Consider the following 18,775-nt stretch of genomic DNA (forward strand, 5'->3'; position numbering starts at 1 on the left):
TTTAAAGGGAGTTTGTATGGTAAGCGCGCTATATGCCGTTTTAAGTGCGTTGTTATTAATGAAGTTCTCTTTTGATGTCGTTCGCCTGCGAATGCAGTACCGCGTTGCCTATGGTGACGGAGGTTTTAGCGAACTGCAAAGCGCTATTCGCATTCATGGTAACGCGGTGGAATATATTCCCATCGCGATTGTGTTGATGCTGTTTATGGAAATGAATGGCGCAGAAACCTGGATGGTGCATATTTGCGGCATCGTTTTGCTTGCTGGTCGTCTGATGCATTATTACGGTTTTCATCACCGTCTGTTCCGCTGGCGACGTTCTGGCATGAGCGCCACCTGGTGTGCGCTGTTGCTGATGGTGCTGGCGAATCTTTGGTATATGCCCTGGGAGTTGGTTTTCTCCCTGCGTTAGCGCACAATACGCCACTTTCTTTTTCCCGGATTTTTACGTTATGTCTCACCGCGACACGCTATTTTCTGCCCCTATCGCCAGACTGGGCGACTGGACCTTTGATGAACGGGTAGCCGAAGTCTTCCCGGATATGATCCAGCGTTCCGTTCCCGGCTACTCCAATATTATTTCCATGATTGGTATGTTAGCCGAACGCTTCGTTCAACCTGGTACGCAGGTTTACGATCTGGGTTGTTCTCTGGGCGCGGCGACGCTCTCAGTGCGTCGCAATATTCATCATGATAATTGCAAAATTATCGCCATCGACAACTCTCCGGCGATGATTGAACGCTGCCGTCGTCATATTGACGCTTATAAAGCCCCTACGCCAGTAGACGTTATTGAAGGTGATATTCGCGATATCACCATTGAAAACGCATCGATGGTTGTGCTGAATTTTACCCTGCAATTCCTGGAACCTTCAGAGCGTCAGGCGTTACTGGATAAAATTTATCAAGGGCTGAATCCGGGCGGCGCGCTGGTGCTTTCAGAAAAATTCAGTTTCGAAGATGCCAAAGTTGGTGAACTGCTGTTCAACATGCACCACGACTTTAAACGTGCCAACGGTTACAGCGAACTGGAGATCAGCCAGAAGCGCAGCATGCTGGAAAACGTGATGCTAACCGATTCTGTGGAAACCCATAAAGCACGCCTGCATCAAGCTGGTTTTGAGCATAGCGAGCTGTGGTTCCAGTGCTTTAACTTTGGTTCACTGGTGGCATTAAAAGCAGAGGACGCTGCATGATCGACTTTGGTAACTTTTATTCTCTGATTGCCAAAAATCATCTTTCACACTGGCTCGAAACACTGCCCGCGCAGATTGCTAACTGGCAGCGCGAGCAGCAGCACGGGCTGTTTAAGCAGTGGTCCAACGCGGTGGAATTTCTGCCTGAAATTAAACCGTATCGTCTGGATTTATTGCATAGCGTAACCGCCGAAAGCGAAGAGCCACTGAGCGCAGGGCAGATTAAACGCATTGAAACACTGATGCGCAACCTCATGCCGTGGCGCAAAGGGCCGTTTTCACTGTATGGCGTGAACATCGATACCGAATGGCGTTCTGACTGGAAATGGGATCGTGTTCTGCCCCATCTTTCTGATTTAACCGGGCGCACCATTCTTGATGTCGGCTGCGGCAGCGGTTATCACATGTGGCGCATGATTGGCGCAGGCGCACATCTGGCGGTGGGTATCGACCCTACGCAACTGTTCCTATGCCAGTTTGAAGCGGTGCGTAAACTATTGGGTAACGACCAACGGGCGCATCTGTTGCCCTTAGGGATTGAACAACTTCCGGCGCTGAAAGCCTTTGATACCGTCTTTTCGATGGGCGTACTTTATCATCGTCGTTCACCGCTGGAGCATCTCTGGCAGTTAAAAGATCAACTGGTGAATGAAGGTGAACTGGTGCTGGAAACACTGGTTATTGATGGCGATGAAAATACCGTCCTGGTGCCAGGCGATCGTTACGCGCAAATGCGTAATGTTTATTTCATCCCGTCAGCCCTGGCGTTGAAAAACTGGCTGAAGAAGTGTGGTTTTGTTGATATCCGCATTGCGGATGTGAGCGTTACCACGACCGAAGAGCAGCGACGCACCGAATGGATGGTCACCGAGTCTCTGTCCGATTTCCTCGACCCACATGATCCGGGTAAAACGGTGGAAGGCTATCCTGCGCCTAAACGCGCGGTACTGATTGCGCGCAAGCCGTAAAGGTCTGGTATTACTGCCGGATGCGGCGTGAACGCCTTATCCGGCCTACAAAGCCTTTGTAATTCAATATGTTGCAGGGACTATGTAGGTCTGATAAGCATAGCGCATCAGGCAGTTTTACGTTTGCATAACCTCAGCGCCCGTTTCCGGGCGCTTTTCACGTCTTATGCCTGAACAGCTGGCTGATCAAACGCCGTTAACTTCGGTGCATTGCCCGTATATTTTTCGATATACACCAGCGCAGAGTTACCGGCACAGGCATTTGCCAGCTGAGAGCTGGGGATATCCGCCGTTAACACGTTCGCACTGCCGTTTTTACACAAGCCATTTTCCAGATCTGGCCATGCACCTTCATGCACGCATACCACGCCTTTTTTGATCCCGTCAGTCACCACCGCGCCTGTCAGAATCTGACCACGTTTGTTCCAGACACGCACCAGATCGCCATTCGCAATACCAAAGCGAGCAGCATCTTCGGTGTGAATAGTGATCGGTTCACGATCGGCAACCGCATATTTTTTACGCAACTCAGCATAGTTAAGCTGACTGTGTAAACGGTGTGCCGGATGCGCGGTCAGAAGCTGCAACTGTTTCTCGTCGGCGGCACCCTTCCACTCATCAGGCGCAAGCCAGGTTGGGTGTGCCGGACAATCCTTATAGCCAAATTTTTCCAGCGTTTTAGAGTAGATCTCAATTTTGCCGCTTGGCGTACCCAGCGCATTTTTCACCGGATCGGCGCGGAAATCAGCATAACGAACGTACTGTTCGTTCTTCTCGCTGCGGCGCATTTCGATCAGTTTATTTTGCTGCCAGAAAGCATTAAACATCGGCATAGTCACGCGTTGCGCACGCGCACCTTTCTGAGCGGCATCATAGAAAAATTTCAGCCACGCCATTTCATCTCTACCTTCGGTATAGATCTCTTTTCCGCCAGGTTTGAGTAATTCAGCAAGATCGGCAAACACATCAAAATCGTTACGCGCTTCAAATTGCGGAGCGACAGCCTGCTTCATCGGTACAATATGCTGGTTGCTGTAATCACCGGTCATCGTCAAGTCATTGCGCTCAAACGATGTGGTGATCGGTAATACGATATCTGCATGTTTAGCAGCTGCGGTCCAGTAGCATTCAGAAACGACGATCATCTCCGGTTTCTGCCATGCTTTAATCAGACGATTAGTATCCTGGTGATGGGTAAAGTTACCGCCACCCGCCCACCAGATCATTTTGATATTCGGATACGTTTGTTCTTTACCGTTATGCTGATATTTGCCGCCAGGATTTTCCAGCGCATCAACAATACGGGCGACAGGAATCGCCGTCATTCCGCCATCATCAGCGGCCTCGCTGGCCTGTCCGGCAATCGCCGCAGACATTTCCGGCAGCACTCCGCCAACATGCGTCGGGTTGCCACCGTTTGAGTAATGATAAGAGAAACCAAACCCGCCGCCCGGTGTACCAATCTGCCCTAACATCGCCGCCAGCGTCACCAGCATCCAGTGTTTCTGTTCACCATATTGCTGGCGCTGAATTCCCCAGCCTGCCATCAGCATTGTGCGATTTGCCGCCATCAGTTCAGCGAGTTTGACTATCTGCGCTTCCGCTACGCCAGTAATTTCCGCCGCCCAGGCCGCGCTCTTCGGCGTATTATCGCTCTTACCTGTCAGATACTCTTCAAACTGCGGATACCCGGTGGTGTATTTTTCAAGGAACACTTTATCGTGTTTGCCTAGTGTCATCAGGGTATGTGCAATCCCCAACATCAGCGCCACGTCGGTGCCCATATTTGGCGCGATCCAGGTAGCATTGTCGCCAAAGAACTCAATAGTTTCGGAACGAATAGGGTCGATAGCAATCACTGGTTTGCCAGATTTTTTCAGCTGATGGAAGTATTCCAGCCCTTGCTCATCGGTACTGCTCCAGGCAATTTTTAAGGTATTCAGCGGGTTCATCCCCCACAACACCACCACCTGACTGTTTTCCAGAATCAGTGGCCAGGAGGTCTGCTGTTCATACACCTCCACGGAACCCACCACGTGCGGCATGATTACCTGTGCCGCCCCGGTTGAATAATCGCCGCTATGCCCTGAATAACCGCCCGCAAGATTCATATAACGTTGCAGTAAGGTTTGCGCTTTATGCAACACGCCAGAAGAGCGCCAGCCGTAAGATCCGGCAAAAATGGCCGATGGTCCGTTAGCTTTACGAATACGATCGTGTTGCCCATGAATCAGTTTTAATGCTTGTTCCCAGCTCACCTGTACATAGGTATCTTCGCCACGACCTTTCGCCGGTTGTAGTGGATTATCGAGATAGCTTTTTCTCACCATCGGATGCTGAATACGCGCCGTTGTATGTACCTGATCCGCCGCCGTAGACTGTAAGGAGTTCGGTATGGTTTTCGCCAGCGCGCCTGTCGAAGAAACAATCTTCCCGTCCTTCACTTCTACGTTCATCGCTCCCCAACGGCCCGCGGTGAGGATTTTGCCCCCCTTCTCTTCTGCCCATGCGGGTAGCGGTGCAGCCGATGTCACCACCAGCGCCCCAGCGGCAATACCGCTGTGTTTAATAAATTCACGTCTTGTTAATGTCATAACTTCCTCCCTGATCAACGAGGATCACTGTTTCTCGGTAATATCTTTGGCGTTGTACTGGAAGTACCGCGTCAAAATGTCCAGTTCGTTTTCGCTCATGCTGGTTCGCGCACCCATTCCTTTGGCAATGGACGGCCATGCATTGACGGTGTAATGGTCGGAGGCAATAGGGGCATGGCAACCAGCGCAATAGGTATCGTCAAGTTTTTCAGCGTATTGCCATAGCGGTTTACGGTCCGCTAATGCGGGATCGGTAAGCACACCCTGTAAAGACGCCTGACGCCATTGATTGCCGTATTCGTCAGCCTGCCATTCCCCGTTTACCGTTAACGCCTTGATACCTTCTTCACTTAATGTGGCTAGCGCCAGCCGTTGACCTGCCGCCAGGTAGAGCGTGTTTTCACTGCCCTGCATTTGATAACCCTGCAACAGAACGATCGGCTGTTTGCCACTGGCATCAACGACGGTGAGATCGGTACCAGGATTCACGGTAGCCAGCTCGCCTATGCGAGAAGTTTTGAAAGGATAAATATGTGCGCCATTGGTAACTGAAGTAGCGGCCTGACTTTCCAGCTCATGCGCCGCGTTGTCATCCATTTTTATTTCTGGTGGAAAATGGGCAATGCCTTTATGACAATCGATACAGGTTTCGCCGTCCTTTTGCGCTTTGTTATGCATTTTCTGCGCAGATTCACTTTGCGAGGCAATATCCATGGCATCAAAAGAATGGCAACTACGACACGTTGCAGAATCAGTTGCTTTTAATTCTTTCCATACTGTTTCGGCCATTTCCTGACGATGCGCTTCGAACTTATCGTCACTGTCTATTTTGCCGCTAACAAATTCATGATAAATATCTTTAGAAGCTTTTAATTTAGCAAATAAATAATCCACCCCTGACTTTGGAATATGGCAATCGGCACATTCCGCACGTATCCCTTTCTGGTTAGAAAAGTGGACAGTTCCCTGATATTCCTCAAAAGGTTTACTCATCGAGTGGCAGGAAAGGCAAAATGCGGTATCCGACGTTTTATGTAAGGCTTTTTGCGCCAGTAATAACCCGCCGCCACCAACCACAACCGTTATCAGCAAAAATAATAACCCAATGCGTTTTTTCCCTCGCATAGATTCCTCTAATTAATTCCAGAACACCGAAATCATTGTATAATTAAATATACAACGAATTGACCGCTTGCATAATTCGGCACAACACTGCCTGAAATAATCGATAAAGAATATGATTTATTACAATGTAATCATTAATTGCTAAGGAATAACTCAGTTGTTATTTAGAATATATATTTGTCAGTTTTAGTAATTTAAATTACATAATTAATATGAATATATAAAAATTTTTAGCACAACGCTATGCGCACTGTCACGCGCTCAACTGATTACAGAAATCGTTCGTTTTTTATACTTCTCGGGGATAAAAAAAGGCCCCTGTTGAAATTGCAGGGGCCTGGTACGAGCAAGCATCATATTGGGCGACATGATGCAACGGTAAAAATCATTTGGCCTGACGGCGTTCAATGATTCCTTTCATTTCAGCAACCGCCGCCCCGTCTACGACATAACGCGAATACTCGTCCGCGTGTGCATCTGATGACATGGACAATCCTTGATTACGATAACGCATTGGTGAGGCTTGCCACGCTCCCGCGGAGCTATGGACTTCCAGCACTCCGGCATCGAGGAAGTGGTGCAGGTTTTCTGCACGGACTCCTGCTCCGGCCATAATGATTGGAGCATCACCATGGGCAATAAGTTCCATAATTTTTGATAAACCTTGCAGTGCGTCTGATTTTTGCCCTGATGTCAGTACCCGAGCAACGCCCAATTCCGCAAGATTATTGAGTGTATTTAAAGGGTTAGCGCACATATCGAAGGCGCGATGAAAAGTCACTGCCAGCGGACCGGCAGCAGCCATTATTTTTTCCATTCGTGGCATATCGACATTCCCGTCAACATCGAGAACGCCCGTCACCAGTCCAGGAAAACCTAATTCGCGGACTGTGCGCACATCCTCAAGAATGGCGGCAAACTCACCGTCGCTGTAGCAAAAATCACCACCGCGTGGGCGAATAATTGGATGCACAGGGATCGTCACCCGCTGGCGCACGGATTTCAATACCCCCAACGACGGCGTTAAGCCCCCCTCTTTTGGGGCTGCGCATAATTCAACTCTGTCTGCGCCGTTTTGCTGCGCCGTTAGCGCGCATTCCATGCTGTAACAGCAAATTTCCAGTAATGCCATTTTTGCTCCTTAATTACGCCGACTGCTCGCTGGCAACGATCTCTTCAATGGACCACGGATGAAATTTAATGGTCGTTTTGCCATCGGTGACCGCCAGCGTCGGGTTCGGTAATCGCTCATGCTCACCTTTTGGCGAACTGGTTTTAACTGAGATCCCCGGCAGGCTGAGTCCTTCATCAGAAAGCAATGCCAGCGCACGGGAATTCAGCGTTTCTGGATCGCCCGGCAGAACGATTTCAATATGTTCCCAACCTTCGTGCGGGTAACGTTTTTCCCCGGGCCACGGTAGCTCGACAATGGAAAACTGCCAGTGCGCAACCTGTACCGGTTCATGCAATTTAAACAGACAAATCGGCCTGCTATTGATCATATTTTCTGACAAAAGCTCGCCGCACTGTTCAAACCCGCGACGCCAGCGTTCAGCGGTGACGTTTTGATGGCAACGCAAAGAAATGTGATCGGCAGTCAGTGGAGTGATATCCAACCCCAGACGGCGGGAAAGTTCATCTAATGCGTGGGTAAATCGCGGTAAATCCGATGCAATATCCTGCAGCTCGTCGATAGATTGCCAGTTCGCCATAATCACTCTTCGTCTTTCAGTAAAAGCGTTAATTTACCCTGTTGCCCTGCGCCAACCAACCGCTGATTTCACGCCGCTTCTGATGCAATAGTGAAAACGGCAATACACCACGCGCACGTTGCTGACGAAAACAGCCATTTGCAGTATACTCCCGCCCTAATTTCTTTAACTGGTGCGGGCAATTTTTGCTCGCTTCATCAATGTAAGGTATTCCGGTGAATATTCAGGCTCTTCTCTCAGAAAAAGTCCGTCAGGCCATGATTGCGGCAGGCGCGCCTGCGGATTGCGAACCGCAGGTTCGTCAGTCAGCAAAAGTTCAGTTCGGCGACTATCAGGCTAACGGCATGATGGCAGTTGCTAAAAAACTGGGTATGGCACCGCGACAATTAGCAGAGCAGGTGCTGACTCATCTGGATCTTAACGGTATCGCCAGCAAGGTTGAGATCGCCGGACCAGGCTTTATCAACATTTTCCTTGATCCGGCATTCCTGGCTGAACATGTTCAGCAGGCGCTGGCGTCCGATCGTCTCGGTGTTGCGACGCCAGAAAAACAGACTATTGTGGTTGACTACTCTGCGCCAAACGTGGCGAAAGAGATGCACGTCGGTCACCTGCGCTCTACCATTATTGGCGACGCAGCAGTGCGTACTCTGGAGTTCCTCGGTCACAAAGTGATTCGCGCAAACCACGTCGGCGACTGGGGCACTCAGTTCGGTATGCTGATTGCATGGCTGGAAAAGCAGCAGCAGGAAAATGCCGGTGAAATGGAGCTGGCTGACCTTGAAGGTTTCTACCGCGATGCGAAAAAGCATTACGATGAAGATGAAGCGTTCGCTGAGCGTGCACGTAACTACGTGGTAAAACTGCAAAGCGGTGACGAATACTTCCGTGAGATGTGGCGCAAACTGGTCGACATCACCATGACGCAGAACCAGATCACCTACGATCGTCTGAACGTGACGCTGACTCGTGATGACGTGATGGGCGAAAGCCTGTACAACCCGATGCTGCCGGGTATCGTGGCTGATCTCAAAGCCAAAGGTCTGGCTGTAGAAAGCGAAGGCGCAACCGTCGTATTCCTTGATGAGTTCAAAAACAAGGAAGGCGAACCGATGGGCGTGATCATTCAGAAGAAAGATGGTGGCTATCTCTACACCACCACTGATATCGCCTGTGCTAAATATCGTTATGAAACATTGCATGCCGATCGCGTGCTGTATTACATCGACTCCCGTCAGCATCAACACCTGATGCAGGCGTGGGCGATCGTCCGTAAAGCAGGCTATGTGCCGGAATCCGTACCGCTGGAACACCATATGTTCGGCATGATGCTGGGCAAAGACGGCAAACCGTTCAAAACGCGTGCTGGCGGTACGGTGAAACTGGCCGATCTGCTGGATGAAGCCCTGGAACGCGCACGCCGTCTGGTGGCAGAGAAGAACCCGGATATGCCAGCCGATGAGCTGGAAAAACTGGCTAATGCGGTTGGTATTGGTGCGGTGAAATACGCAGATCTCTCCAAAAACCGCACCACGGACTACATCTTCGACTGGGACAACATGCTGGCGTTTGAGGGTAATACCGCGCCATACATGCAGTATGCTTACACGCGTGTATTGTCCGTGTTCCGTAAAGCAGAAATTGACGAAGAGCAACTGGCTGCAGCTCCGGTAATCATCCGTGAAGATCGTGAAGCGCAACTGGCAGCTCGCCTGCTGCAGTTTGAAGAAACCCTCACCGTGGTTGCCCGTGAAGGCACGCCGCACGTGATGTGTGCTTACCTGTACGATCTGGCCGGTCTGTTCTCTGGCTTCTACGAGCACTGCCCGATCCTCAGCGCAGAAAACGAAGAAGTGCGTAACAGTCGTCTGAAACTGGCACAACTGACGGCGAAGACGCTGAAGCTGGGCCTGGATACGCTGGGTATTGAGACAGTAGAGCGTATGTAATCGATTTTTCGTGAGAGTGAAGCCTGATCAGGGTTACCTGATCAGGCTTTTTTATTGCCATCTAAATGTATTCTGAAAATGGACATGCCACTATTTTCTCACTATTGGATAAGAGGCCAGAAGCGTAATATCCGGCCCCAGGGAAACGATAACGGTTGAATTTAAGGAATACCGCAGTGTTTAAATTTCTTGTATTAACATTAGGCATTATCTCTTGCCAGGCTTACGCAGAAGATACGGTTATAGTCAATGACCATGACATTTCAGCCATCAAAGATTGTTGGCAAAAAAATTCAGATGATGATACTGACATTAACGTGATCAAATCATGCCTGCGACAAGAATACAATCTCGTCGATGCGCAATTAAATAAAGCTTATGGTGAAGCTTATCGTTATATAGAACAAGTACCACGCACAGGTGCCAAAAAACCTGATACCGAACAACTTAACTTGCTTAAAAAAATCACAACGAGCCTGGCTGGATTTTAGGGACAAAGAATGTGAATTAATCCTTTCAAATGAAGACGTTCAGGATTTAAGTGCCCCTTATTCTGAATCAGAATGGCTCTCATGTATGATCATACAGACCAATACGCGAACTCGCCAGTTGCAGTTATACCGTAACTCTGAAGATTTTTATCCAAGCCCTTTGACAAGAGGATAATTCACATATTTTTGGCATGTTTTGTTGTAAGCTATTCCTGATAAATAATTGCAACAAAACATCGAGCCTTTTTCACTGAGTTATTAAACATGCCGCGAGCGCGTAATTTTTATTTGTCCTTCAGCGATAATTCACAATCACTTCATTACGTTGTACTTTTAGCGGCGGAATTAACCGCCCGCCGCCAGGCACTTCCCAGATAAATCGCAACGGTTCTGCCGCCGGTATACCGGAAAAGGCCACGGTGGTTCCGCTCTGCCCCTCTAATTCGACACAACGAGATTGTGAACACAAGCGAACCCGCAGCCCTACGGGAGTTGGGCCGATAAGCTGATAACGCCACGCAACCAGCGTCATCAATCCTGATGCAGGTTGTCGCGAAGAAAGAGGCGCTGACGACATCGATTCACCACGGTGATTCAACGTAACGCCCACACTGCTCGCCTGCCACATCCCCTCCCCGGCGGCTTGCGCCAGCAGCGGAAACAATAATATTGCTAATAAGGCTCTCATTATTTGCCGCCAATCGTCGCCGTCATACGGATATGTCGGTTATCTGATAGTTCCAGATTCGACAGCACCACTAACTGCGGCAGGCTGCGACGCAGGAAGCGAGACAATAATGGTCGCAGCGCGTGGTTCACCAATAATACTGGCGGCGCACCCAGCATCTCCTGACGGGATAGCGCTTCCTGAGTTTGTGCCAGTAAACGATCCGCCAGCCCAGGCTCCAGTCCGCCCCCACCCTGCAAGGCCTGTAGTAACAAACGTTCCAGCGGTGTATCGAGGCCAATAACATGGACTTCATCTTTGCCAGGAAACCACTGCTGGGTTATAGCCCGTCCTAACGCCACGCGCACGACGGCGGTTAATTCATGTGGATCGCTTTGGATGGGCGCATGTTCCGCCAGCGTTTCGAGAATAGTGCGCATATCGCGAATCGGGACTTTTTCATCGAGGAGATTTTGCAGCACTTTATGCAGTGTGGTGAGCGTGACGACGCCAGGAACGAGATCTTCCGTCAGCTTTGGCATCTCCTGAGCGACACGATCCAGCAGCTGCTGCGCCTCCTGACGACCAAACAGCTCTGCGGCATGCTGGCTTATGAGGTGGTTAAGATGCGTAGCCACCACCGTGCTGGCCTCAACCACGGTATAACCTTGAATCTGCGCCTGTTCTTTTAGCGCACTTTCAATCCAGATAGCATTCAGACCAAACGCCGGATCGACGGTCGCCTCTCCTGGTAACGTTCCAGCTGCGGTACCTGGGTTTATTGCCAACCAGCGCCCCGGATATGCATCACCACTGCCTATCTCCACGCCTTTCATCAAAATACGGTAGCGGGCAGGTTGCAGATCCATATTGTCGCGAATGTGTACTACCGGCGGCAGAAAGCCCATTTCCTGAGCAAATTTCTTGCGAATACTGCGAATACGACCCAGTAGTTCACCATCCTGCTGAAAATCGACCATCGGGATCAGTCGATAACCCACTTCCATTCCCAGAGAATCTTCCAGTTGAACATCGTTCCACGTTGCTTCGACAACGGCATTATTCTCTGCCATTTTTACCGGTTTTGGTTCGGCAGGCGCTTTTTGTTCGCGTCCGCGGATCCACCAGGCCAGCCCCAGCAATCCGGCAGTGAACAGCAAAAATACCAGGTTCGGCATTCCAGGCACCAGGCCGAGTAAACCGAGCACGGCGGCGCTTAACAACATAACGCTCGGGTTACTGAAAAGCTGATTCACCATCTGTTCGCCAACATCCTGATCAGTGCTGACGCGCGTAACGATAACCCCCGCGGCGGTAGAAATCACCAGCGCCGGAATTTGTGCTACCAGACCGTCACCAATGGTCAATAGCGTATAACTTTCCGCCGCATGTCCCATGCTCATGCCATGTTGCAGCACACCGACCAGCAATCCGCCGACAACGTTAATGACCATGATGAGGATCCCGGCGATGGCATCGCCGCGAACAAACTTACTTGCCCCGTCCATTGAGCCGTAAAAATCGGCTTCCTGAGTGACTTCACTGCGGCGTTTTTTCGCCTCATCTTCACCAATCAGTCCGGCGTTAAGGTCGGCATCAATCGCCATCTGCTTTCCTGGCATACCATCGAGAACAAAGCGCGCGCCTACTTCTGCGATACGCCCGGCACCTTTGGTAATAACCATAAAGTTGATGATCACGAGAATGACGAACACCACGATACCGATAGCGAAATTGCCACCAACGAGGAAGTGACCGAACGCTTCGACCACCTTCCCTGCCGCCGCCGCGCCAGTATGCCCTTCCATCAAAATGATACGGGTTGAAGCCACGTTAAGTGCCAGACGTAACAGGGTGGTAAACAACAGAATGGTTGGAAACGCAGCAAACTCGAGCGTGCGCTGGGTAAACATCGCGACCAGCAACACCATGATCGACAAGGCAATATTGAAGGTGAACAGCAGGTCGAGTATGAATGCGGGCAGTGGCAGCACCATCATCGACAAGATCAACAGGATCAAAATCGGTCCGGCAAGGATCTGCCATTGTGTCGATTTCAGGTTTGCGGGCAGGCGCAGCATCGCGGCCAGATTACTCATGGGTCGGTTTCTCGTTAATAAAATCCAGGGCTTCCGGCACCGGAAGATGAGTAGGTTGTACAGGGCGCTGTCCACCAGCCAGACGCCAGCGTTTCAGTTGCCAGACCCAGGCCAGCACTTCCGCCACTGCGGCGTACAGTTGACCCGGGATTTGTTGACCGATCTCCGCATGTCGATACAGCGCTCGCGCCAGCGGCGGCGCTTCAAGCGTAGGGACGTTATTTTCAGCGCCAATTTCACGAATGCGCAGTGCGACCAGCCCTGCACCTTTAGCGACCACTTTCGGTGCGCTCATTTTGTTTTCGTCATACTGCAACGCTACCGAATAGTGGGTCGGGTTATTGACAATGACATCCGCTTTCGGCACATCGTTCATCATCCGACGCCGTGCGGCAGCTCGCTGCATCTGACGGATCCGCCCCTTAACATGAGGGTCGCCTTCGCTTTGTTTAAACTCATCACGAATATCCTGCCGCGACATACGCAGTTTTTTCAGGTGGCTAAAGATTTGGAAAAAAACGTCAAATCCCACCATCGGAATAACACCAAGCACCACCAGCAGTGCGCATAGCCCAACCAGATCCATCGCATTACCCATGGCAGTAATCGGAGACTCAGCCATTAAGCGCATCATCTGCGGCCAGTGATGCCAGAGATAAAACCCCGTCACGCTGCCAACCAGGATGGTTTTCAAAATCGCTTTAAGCAACTCCGCGCCAGTCTGTGCCGAGAATATCCGTTTAATTCCCGGTAGTGGGTTGAGTTTGGAAAACTTCGGCTGCAAGGATTTTCCGCTAAATACCAGCCCTCCCAGCATGACCGGAGAAATGAGCGCCACCAGCACCACGCCGCTAATCAGTGGCAGCAGCGCCAGCATGGCTTCTCTGATCAGCAGAATAATCTGCCCGAGGATCAGATTCGGGTCATTGATAATATTGTGATCAAAATGCAGCCCAGCGGAGAGCATGCCCGACAATCGACGGGCCAGCGACACACCGCCAAACCAGATAACACTAACGCCCACCAACAAAATCAGCAGTGAGGTCAGTTCACGGGAACGCGGGATCTGCCCTTCCTCCCGCGCTTTTTCAAGTCGGTGGGGTGTGGGGGCTTCTGTTTTGTCGTCGCTCTCGTCAGACACGTCGCCAATCCTGGAAAGAGTATTAAGCGTAAATGATGCCAGAGCGCAAAGCGTTCAATGGTTTGAGTAAGGGGCAAAACAGGCGGGATTTAGGGCTTTTGCTGCCACACATCAAGCATAGTATGCGTTTGTCGGTTGCAGCGTCATCGCGTTATCCGACCGCCTGATATGACGCGGTCACGCCACATCAGGCAATACAAATCAAAATCCAAGACTATCCAACAAATCGTCTACCTGATCCTGACTGGCTACCACACCGGCTTTGCTGGTATCAACCTGAGGTCCATTAAGCAAACTCTGGTTTTCACGTTTTGGACGCGACTCCTGTTCCGGGATGTTTTCCAACAGCACCATCAGCAATTGACGTTCGATCTCCTGAATGACATCCATCATCCGCTTAATGACCTGTCCGGTGAGGTCCTGAAAATCCTGCGCCATCATGATTTCCAGTAGTTGCGCGTTAGTAAAGCTGGTATGCGCGGGGACATCTGCCAGAAATTGCCGCGTATCTGTCACCAGTTCACGGGCATCGGCAAGGTCAATCGGATCGGCAAACCAATCATCCCAACGTTGGGTTAATGCTTTTGCTGATTTCTCCATTTGATCCTGATGTGGTTGTGACGCTTCAACACTGTTCAGCGCCCGCTCTGCAGCCTGGGCAGTCATCTGCACAACATAGTACAAACGATCGCGGGCATCGGGGATGGCTTCCGCCGCTTCGGCAATTGCCTGATCCAGCCCCAGCTCGCGCAAACTGTCGCGCAACATACGCGTCAGGCTGCCGATGCGCGCAATGATATCGCCAGCTGAATGCTCGTCAGCAGGTTTGATTGATGGTTGCATCATAGTCGCATCCTCACATGCCCAGTTTCTCAAAGATTTTGTTGAGTTTTTCCTCCAGCGTCGCGGCGGTAAATGGCTTCACCACATAGCCACTGGCCCCCGCTTGCGCCGCAGCAATGATGTTCTCTTTCTTCGCTTCTGCAGTCACCATTAACACCGGCAATGCCGACATCGCGCCATCCGCACGAATCGTTTTCAGCAATTCCAGGCCATCCATGTTGGGCATGTTCCAGTCGGAGATAACAAATCCATAACCGCCTGCCTGCAACTTATTGAGGGCGTCGACGCCATCTTCCGCTTCCTCAACATTATTGAATCCCAGCTCTTTCAGTAGGTTACGCACAATGCGTCGCATGGTGGAAAAGTCATCCACAACCAAAAATTTAAGTTCTTTATCCGCCATTTCACACTCCTGATTTAAATACGTATCGCCTGTCCGGCACTGATTTTCGCCAGCATTTGCTGGCTTACCTGGCTAAGATCGACCACTTCGCAAACACCACCCATATTGATGGCCTCGCGCGGCATGCCGAACACCACGCAACTTGCTTCGTTTTGTGCAAGGGTCCATGCCCCCGCCTGACGCATCGCTAACATTCCCGCCGCGCCGTCGTTGCCCATACCGGTCAGGATCACCCCAACCGCATTACGCCCCGCCTGTTTGGCAACAGAATGGAACAACACATCTACCGAAGGCCGATGACGGTTAACCGCCGGGCCATCGTGGATTTTGATTTGATAATTCGCGCCGCTACGCGCCAGTTCCATATGCCGATCTCCAGGTGCGATATAAGCATGCCCCGGCAGAACGCGTTCTCCGTCTTCGGCTTCTTTAACACCGATTTGGCACAACTTATTAAGTCTGTCGGCAAAAGAGCGGGTGAAACCGGGCGGCATATGCTGGGTAATTAACAGTGCCGGACTGGAAAGCGGTAACGGTTGCAGGACGTGACGAATTGCCTCAGTTCCCCCCGTTGAAGCACCAATCGCAATCAGTTTTTCAGAACTCAACAACGGCCCCGCTTTCAGCGTTGTCGGTGCCGACAATGGTTTATGTGCCGCAAGGCTCGCCTTTGCTGCCGTGCGTACCTTTTCAGCAATCATTTCGCTATACGCCAGCATTCCTTCGCGAATACCTAACTGCGGTTTGGTGACAAAATCTATCGCCCCCAGCTCCAGCGCGCGCAGCGTAACTTCTGACCCTTTGCCGGTCAGGGAAGAAACCATCACAACGGGTATTGGACGCAAACGCATTAATTTTTCGAGAAAATCCAGTCCGTCCATCCGCGGCATTTCAACATCCAGCGTCAATACATCGGGATTGAATTTCTTAATCAAATCACGCGCAACCAGCGGGTCAGGGGCGGTCGCCACCATTTCCATGTCGCTATGGCTGTTGATGATTTCTGTCATGATCTGGCGCATTAGTGCCGAATCATCGACAGATAACACCCTGATTTTGCTCATCGTTAATCCTTACTTAGCGCATACACCGTCTGACCACGCAGCGTGAAGCGGCGCTCAAGGTGGCTAAAGTTTTCAGAGTGACCCGCAAACAGCAATCCGTCGGGTTTAAGGAGCGGAACAAAGCGGCGCAAAATCTCCTGCTGGGTAGTTTGATCGAAGTAGATCATGACGTTACGACAGAAGATCGCATCAAACGGCCCCGGCACGGTGTATTGTTTCGCCAGTAAATTCAGCGGGGCAAAATCAACATAGTTCGCCAGCTCCTGACGCACGCGTACCAGCCCTTCATGCGGTCCCGTCCCTCGCATGAAGTACCGCTGCAGTTGCTGCGGCGTCAGATTTTTCAGCTCTTCATGGCGATAAATACCGCTTCTGGCTTTTTCCAGCACCTCGGTGTCGATATCGCTGGCAAACACTTTCCAGCGTCCAGGCGCGGTGCCCAATGTGTCAGCCAGCGTCATCGCAATGCTGTACGGCTCTTCGCCGGTCGAAGCCGCCGCGCTCCATACGCGATACTCGCCAGAACGACGCCGGGCGTGATCCGCGAGCAGAGGAAAATGATGCGCCTCACGGAAAAAAGCCGTCAGATTCGTGGTCAGCGAATTGATAAACGCCTGCCACTCACCGCTGTGCTGGTTAGATTCCAGCAAGTTCAAGTAATGGCCGAAATCCGTCAGTCCCAGCGAACGCAAGCGACGAACTAATCGGTTGTAAACCATGTCGCGTTTATGGTCAGCCAGAACGATCCCGGCTCGTTGATAGATCAATTGACTTATCCGCCGAAAATGCGCGTCGGAAAGCGCCAGGCGCTCGGTCATCTGTAACAATAAAGACGTTTGCCCACAGGGCAGAGATGAAGTCATAGCGCCTTCTCAATCACTTCAGGATACCACTGGCGCAATCTGTAACTGCGCCGACTCATGTCTTGCTACTTCATGTTCTTCAAGGGTAAATGCCGCCACGCGCGACGAAAGATTGTCAGCCTGGTTCGCCAGTTGTTCCGTTGCCGCCGCCGCTTCTTCTACCAGGGAGGCGTTCTGCTGTGTCACCTGATCCATCTGGCTGACAGCCTGTGCAACTTGTTCAATCCCACGCCGTTGTTCTTCCGACGCCGAGGCAATTTCTCCCATAATGTCGTTCACGCGGGTTACTGAACTGACAATATCGGTCATGGTCGCGGCGGCGTTATTCACCAGTTTCGAACCCTGCTGGACACGATTGACAGACTCTTCGATCAGCCCTTTGATCTCTTTTGCCGCCTGGGCGCTACGGCTGGCAAGATTGCGCACTTCACCTGCCACTACCGCAAAACCACGCCCCTGCTCTCCGGCGCGAGCCGCTTCCACTGCCGCATTCAGGGCCAGAATATTGGTCTGGAAAGCAATGCCGTCGATAACGCTGATAATGTCGCCAATTTTTTGCGAGCTGGTGGCGATTTCCTGCATGGTGTGAGTCATGGTACTGACCTGGACACCCCCCGCCTGCGCCGTTGTCGCGGCTTTTTTTGCCAGTTCCGAAGCCTGTCGCGCGTTATCGGCGTTTTGCCCTACCGTGGCGGTTAATTGCTCCATACTGGCGGCCGTTTGTGACAACGATGCCGCCTGCTGTTCGGTACGACTTGAGAGATCGTTATTGCCTGCGACAATCTCCGCGATACCAATGTGCATCTCCTGGCTTCCCTTACGCACATCACTCACCGTCCCACGTAAAGCCTGCTGCATGGTCTTCAGGCTGGCAAAAATGGCGGTGATCTCATTGCGACCATATACCGCAATCGGACGCGCCAGATTACCCGCAGCAATGCTGTCAAAATGGCTACCGATGATGGCCAGTGGTTGAACAATCATCTTGCGCGTCCACCACAGCGCACTGCTGATGTAGAGCGCTGCAACAATAATCATGCTGATAAACACCAGCGCCGAAATCTGATAGTTACGCTGGCTTTGCGCACTGGCGGCTTCCAGCACATGGTTGATCTCCTGCTGCCAGGCCTCAAAGTTAACGTCAAACGCATTCTGTGATTCCTGCACCGGCGCAGTGAGGAAATCCGAAAGTTGATTACTTTCAAGCCAGGTCGCCTGATGTTCGAGATCGTTGTGCCAACGGGCAAAACTTTTCTCCGTCTCTTTTTGCAACGCCCTGACGTGCTCGTTGCCCGCAGTCATCGCCATAAAACTTTTAAACAGCGTGGTGGATTGCGTCAGACTGGCGCGCGCCGTCGTCATCAACGTTTTAATGTCATCCGCCGGATAGCTAAGCGCCGTCAGAGTGCCCGCTTTGTTCAGCGCGGTACTGGCCTGTAACATTACCGCCCGAGTTTGCGCTAATGCCGCACGTTGCTGATTGCTCTGCTCGACCTGATTCAATCGTTGCAAATCATCGCGAAATGCCCAAAAAGACATGCCGTTACTGCCAATCTGCAAGATCCCGCAGAGAATCAAAATTAAAAACAGCGTGGTCGAAATTCGAATACGATTAAACATCAACGCTCCCCATCAGGCGGCAATGACCGCGTTAGTCAAT

The 18,775-nt window shown here is 51.2% G+C and carries 17 protein-coding genes and 1 pseudogene; 5 read left to right on the plus strand and 13 right to left on the minus strand.

Going from position 1 to position 18,775, the window contains the following annotated elements:
• Positions 1–16: 16 nt before the first annotated feature.
• From BEB54_RS03710 to cmoB, 3 genes are read left to right on the plus strand one after another with little or no spacing between them, the layout of a single operon-like run.
• Positions 17–412: an MAPEG family protein gene (locus tag BEB54_RS03710; RefSeq protein WP_000252980.1), complete on the plus strand. Its 396-nt coding sequence runs from the start codon at positions 17–19 to the stop codon at positions 410–412.
• A 40-nt stretch (positions 413–452) separates the two neighbouring features.
• Positions 453–1,196 (plus strand): carboxy-S-adenosyl-L-methionine synthase CmoA, encoded by a 744-nt coding sequence (gene cmoA / locus BEB54_RS03715; RefSeq protein WP_000019597.1) that lies wholly within the window; start codon positions 453–455, stop codon positions 1,194–1,196.
• On the plus strand, positions 1,193–2,164 hold the full coding sequence (gene cmoB / locus BEB54_RS03720; protein ID WP_000564729.1) for a tRNA 5-methoxyuridine(34)/uridine 5-oxyacetic acid(34) synthase CmoB: 972 nt from the start codon (positions 1,193–1,195) through the stop codon (positions 2,162–2,164). Before cmoA ends, cmoB begins: the two co-directional genes overlap by 4 nt.
• A 164-nt stretch (positions 2,165–2,328) precedes the next feature.
• Here the strand turns inward: cmoB and torZ are convergent, their stop codons facing one another.
• The 4 genes from torZ to BEB54_RS03740 form a co-directional block, all read right to left on the minus strand.
• A complete protein-coding gene (torZ, locus tag BEB54_RS03725) occupies positions 2,329–4,758 on the minus strand; it encodes a trimethylamine N-oxide reductase TorZ (RefSeq protein ID WP_105276928.1) in 2,430 nt (809 codons plus the stop codon).
• A 24-nt stretch (positions 4,759–4,782) separates the two neighbouring features.
• Positions 4,783–5,883 (minus strand): NapC/NirT family cytochrome c, encoded by a 1,101-nt coding sequence (locus BEB54_RS03730; RefSeq protein WP_032184432.1) that lies wholly within the window; start codon positions 5,881–5,883, stop codon positions 4,783–4,785.
• A gap of 385 nt (positions 5,884–6,268) precedes the next feature.
• Positions 6,269–7,015 carry a copper homeostasis protein CutC gene (gene cutC / locus BEB54_RS03735; protein WP_001185733.1) on the minus strand — a complete coding sequence of 249 codons (747 nt, stop codon included), beginning with the start codon at positions 7,013–7,015 and terminating at the stop codon, positions 6,269–6,271.
• A 13-nt stretch (positions 7,016–7,028) separates the two neighbouring features.
• The gene (locus BEB54_RS03740) at positions 7,029–7,595 is read right to left on the minus strand and encodes a VOC family protein (protein ID WP_032184433.1); all 567 of its coding nucleotides are present in this window, start codon (positions 7,593–7,595) and stop codon (positions 7,029–7,031) included.
• Between the two features lie 215 nt (positions 7,596–7,810).
• Here BEB54_RS03740 and argS point away from each other — a divergent pair, with 215 nt between their 5' ends.
• Positions 7,811–9,544 (plus strand): arginine--tRNA ligase, encoded by a 1,734-nt coding sequence (gene argS / locus BEB54_RS03750; RefSeq protein ID WP_001025314.1) that lies wholly within the window; start codon positions 7,811–7,813, stop codon positions 9,542–9,544.
• Between the two features lie 41 nt (positions 9,545–9,585).
• Here the strand turns inward: argS and yecV are convergent, their stop codons facing one another.
• Positions 9,586–9,630 carry a protein YecV gene (gene yecV / locus BEB54_RS29210; RefSeq protein WP_211180499.1) on the minus strand — a complete coding sequence of 15 codons (45 nt, stop codon included), beginning with the start codon at positions 9,628–9,630 and terminating at the stop codon, positions 9,586–9,588.
• Positions 9,631–9,720: 90 nt separating this feature from the next.
• On the opposite strand from yecV, the pseudogene BEB54_RS03755 reads away from it, so the two are divergent.
• Positions 9,721–10,210: pseudogene (locus BEB54_RS03755) on the plus strand (lysozyme inhibitor LprI family protein).
• 120 nt (positions 10,211–10,330) lie between these two features.
• Here the strand turns inward: BEB54_RS03755 and flhE are convergent.
• From flhE to tap, 8 genes are all read right to left on the minus strand, one after another.
• Entirely contained in the window at positions 10,331–10,723 is a 393-nt protein-coding gene (flhE, locus tag BEB54_RS03760; RefSeq protein WP_001202066.1) for a flagellar protein FlhE, read from the minus strand.
• Positions 10,723–12,801, minus strand: coding sequence for a flagellar biosynthesis protein FlhA (flhA, locus tag BEB54_RS03765; RefSeq protein WP_000066967.1), 2,079 nt, complete (start codon positions 12,799–12,801; stop codon positions 10,723–10,725). Before flhA ends, flhE begins: the two co-directional genes overlap by 1 nt.
• Positions 12,794–13,942, minus strand: a complete 1,149-nt coding sequence (gene flhB / locus BEB54_RS03770) for a flagellar biosynthesis protein FlhB (protein ID WP_032184435.1) — start codon at positions 13,940–13,942, stop codon at positions 12,794–12,796. Before flhB ends, flhA begins: the two co-directional genes overlap by 8 nt.
• Positions 13,943–14,143: 201 nt before the next feature.
• Entirely contained in the window at positions 14,144–14,788 is a 645-nt protein-coding gene (gene cheZ, locus BEB54_RS03775) for a protein phosphatase CheZ (RefSeq protein ID WP_000983609.1), read from the minus strand.
• A gap of 10 nt (positions 14,789–14,798) precedes the next feature.
• Positions 14,799–15,188: a chemotaxis response regulator CheY gene (gene cheY / locus BEB54_RS03780; RefSeq protein WP_000763867.1), complete on the minus strand. Its 390-nt coding sequence runs from the start codon at positions 15,186–15,188 to the stop codon at positions 14,799–14,801.
• 14 nt (positions 15,189–15,202) lie between these two features.
• The gene (gene cheB, locus BEB54_RS03785; protein ID WP_105276927.1) at positions 15,203–16,252 is read right to left on the minus strand and encodes a protein-glutamate methylesterase/protein glutamine deamidase; all 1,050 of its coding nucleotides are present in this window, start codon (positions 16,250–16,252) and stop codon (positions 15,203–15,205) included.
• A gap of 2 nt (positions 16,253–16,254) precedes the next feature.
• Positions 16,255–17,115 (minus strand): protein-glutamate O-methyltransferase CheR, encoded by an 861-nt coding sequence (gene cheR / locus BEB54_RS03790; RefSeq protein WP_000204337.1) that lies wholly within the window; start codon positions 17,113–17,115, stop codon positions 16,255–16,257.
• 18 nt (positions 17,116–17,133) lie between these two features.
• Positions 17,134–18,735, minus strand: coding sequence for a methyl-accepting chemotaxis protein IV (tap, locus tag BEB54_RS03795; RefSeq protein ID WP_000483206.1), 1,602 nt, complete (start codon positions 18,733–18,735; stop codon positions 17,134–17,136).
• Positions 18,736–18,775 lie beyond the last annotated feature (40 nt).

Origin of the sequence: Escherichia sp. MOD1-EC6021 (genome assembly GCF_002965245.1) — a bacterium.
In the GTDB taxonomy this organism is placed as follows: domain Bacteria; phylum Pseudomonadota; class Gammaproteobacteria; order Enterobacterales; family Enterobacteriaceae; genus Escherichia; species Escherichia coli_F.